Genomic DNA, 2,909 nt, shown 5'->3' on the forward strand with positions numbered 1-2,909 from the left:
TTATATATGAACAGGCAAGATGCCTGTTCCACAACATAATTATATATGAACAGGCAAGATGCCTGTTCCACAACATAATTATATATGAACAGGCAAGATGCCTGTTCCACAACATAATTATATAAGTCATGAGTTATGAAGGAGCTATAACTGCTAAAGCTTGAGGAATCACTCGGAATTTTGCAGGGGTGTAAGTTGTGATTTCACCGTCAGTATTAATCGGACGGCGTTTGCTAGTATTAACCTCAAATTCTTGAGCTTGTAATGTGCGAACGTTAGACCGACTGGTATGATTTCCTTGCTTCATAGCCGGCAGCAAAGCAAGGATTTCCCACCAGTTTTTTGTTTCCAAACTGTACAAATCCAGTCGCCTGTCGTCGATTGTGGCATCCTCGGCAACTGTCATGCCGCCGCCGTAATAGCGGCCGTTGCCAATGGCAATTTGAATAGTTTTAACATTAAAAGATTGGTTGTTTACCTTAATTTGTGCTCGGAACGGTCGCGCTGACAAAATTGTCTGCAAAGCAGTAAAAGCATAAGCTAAAACTCCCCAGCGCTGCTTTACGTCTTTAGTCAGCCGCTGGGTAATTTGCACGCTCAATCCCAAACTCGCCACATTAAAAAAATGCTGGCCGTTCACCCAACCTAAGTCTATTAGCCGAACTTTACCGCTGGCAATTACTTGACAAGCTGCGGATAAAGCTGTAGGAATTTTCAGAGTGCGAGCGAGGTCGTTAGCGGTTCCCATCGGCAAAATACCCAAGGGTAACTTGGTGTCTATCAAACCTTCTATGGCTGCGTTGAGAGTGCCGTCGCCGCCGCCGATTATTACTAATTCGACTTGATTTTGGTAGCGCCGAATTGTTTCGGGAAGTTCGCGGGGGTGGTCGGTAGATTCTATAATTAACTCAAAACCCAGTGCTTCTAATTCTACAGTGGCGTGAGATAATAGCTTTTGCCCTTTTCGGGAGTGCTGGTTTACTAAAAGTAGAGCTTTCTTCATTTGTTAATTTTTAATTGGGAATATGGAGTATTTTAAATTATAAAAGGTATAGCTTGATGGCTTAACTGTATGCAATTAATGGTTTAGTTTTATTTTACCCGTTATGATGGATTGACAAAAATGTCGGAAAATGGATAATTGTAGCAAAAGATTCCTAAAAAGTACCTCCGGCTCTGGGCTAGCAGCAAACAATCTCGCTTCTCGATCGAAGCAAAACTAAAATTATGTATAATTTTTTAGAACAAGCGCAAGTCGCTGCCGATCGCCAAAACTGGCCCTTGTTAGTCGAATGCTTGCAGCAAGTGACAGCCAAGGGGGGCAAGCCGCAGGAACAATACATTTTAGAGCAAGCTGTCAGTTTAGCAATACAAGCCTTGGAATGGGGTGATTTTCAAGACCGCTGGGAAATTGCTAAAGTATTGCCCAATCTGGGAAATGGCGCGATCGCACCTTTAATTTCGATTCTGGAAGATGAAGACGCAGACACGGAGCAGCGGTGGTTCGCCGCCCGCATCCTCGGAAAGTTCGATCGCCCGGAAGTGATTCAAGCTTTAGTAGAATTGGTCAAAAATTCCGACGAAGAATTGAGCCAAATCGCCGCCGAAACCCTAGGGAATTTCGGCCCTCGGGCCATCGAATCCCTCGCAACTCTCCTACTCCAAGAAGACTCGCGACAGTTTGCAACAGCAGCACTTGCCCAAATTCGGCGCAGCGAAACCATCGCACCGCTGTTGAGCGTAGCCGGAGACTCTCAAGTTGCGGTGCGGGCGCACGCAATCGAGGCCCTGAGCAGCTTTCACGACTCCCGCATCCCGCCGGTACTGGTAGCAGCACTCAAAGATCCGGCGACAGCAGTCAGAAAAGAAGCCGTGCGAGCTCTCGGGGTGCGCGCCTATTTAGACACAGAATTAGATTTAGTTAACTTGCTCAAACCTTTGCTTTCGGACATCCGATTAGAAGTTTGCAAGCTGGCGGCGATCGCGATCGGGCGAGTGAAAACCGATGCTGCAGCGGCTGCTTTATTTGAATTGCTGCGATCGCCCATAACTCCGGTTGAATTGCAAATCGAAACTGTCCGCGCCCTAAGCTGGAGCGAAACCGCAGCCGCTTTAGAATATTTGCAGCAAACCTTACTCGCAGAATTTCCTAACACAAACTATCCTGTTTGTCAAGAGATTGTCACTGTTTTAGGGCGAGTAGAAAAGCCGGAATTAAAAGCCAAAGCTGCTGAAATTATGCTCGATTTGCTCGCAAGCAATCATCCCGCCGTGCAGTCTGTGGAAATCAAACAATCTTTAGCTTTAGGGTTAGGGCAATTAGGGGATATGAGAGCGCTAGATGTCCTGATTCAAATGTTAGCAGACGCCGACACAAGCGTCAGGCTGCACTGCATGGCAGCGCTCAAACAGCTAGGTGCTGCCGAGGGGAGGCGGCAATTAGAAAGTTTAGTTAAGCAAGAGAGCCTCGAACCAAGATTAAAACAGGGAATTGCGATCGCATTACAGGAATGGTAGGAAAATTAATCAAAAGACAGAATACCCAAATCCCCAACTTCTTGAAGAAGTCGGGGATATATAGCGATCGCATCTTTCTTCTTCCTGCCTCCGTTACATCGGTTACAGAATCCGTTGCCGAACTTCCTTCGGCTATATAGCGGTTCGATCGCGTGGTGAGGTATGCCCTATGCCCTATACCCTATGCCCACGGAGGCCTATGCCCTATGCCCGTGGGCCAGATAGTACCTCATGTTACTGAGAAAGGCTATATAAGTAGTTAAGCAAAATTAATTACACAAACAAACATTATGATACAATAAGACTATTGAGTTGTGCGGAGAGATATTGTGTATGTTTTTACTTAGAGATGTTAATCCACTTTCATTTAAATTACTAATCCGAATTTATCG

Annotated in this window: 2 protein-coding genes; one reads left to right on the forward strand and one right to left on the reverse strand. The window is 45.7% G+C overall.

Annotation, left to right across the window (positions count from 1 at the left end; genetic code table 11):
• Positions 1 to 133: 133 nt before the first annotated feature.
• On the reverse strand, positions 134 to 1,003 hold the full coding sequence (locus ACUVJL_RS35315; RefSeq protein WP_445250077.1) for a lipid kinase: 870 nt from the start codon (positions 1,001 to 1,003) through the stop codon (positions 134 to 136).
• 224 nt (positions 1,004 to 1,227) lie between these two features.
• Between ACUVJL_RS35315 and ACUVJL_RS35320 the strand changes: the two genes are divergently transcribed.
• On the forward strand, positions 1,228 to 2,517 hold the full coding sequence (locus tag ACUVJL_RS35320) for a HEAT repeat domain-containing protein (protein ID WP_445250078.1): 1,290 nt from the start codon (positions 1,228 to 1,230) through the stop codon (positions 2,515 to 2,517).
• Positions 2,518 to 2,909 lie beyond the last annotated feature (392 nt).

The organism is Microcoleus sp. OTE_8_concoct_300, from assembly GCF_031383065.1.
In the GTDB taxonomy this organism is placed as follows: domain Bacteria; phylum Cyanobacteriota; class Cyanobacteriia; order Cyanobacteriales; family Microcoleaceae; genus Microcoleus.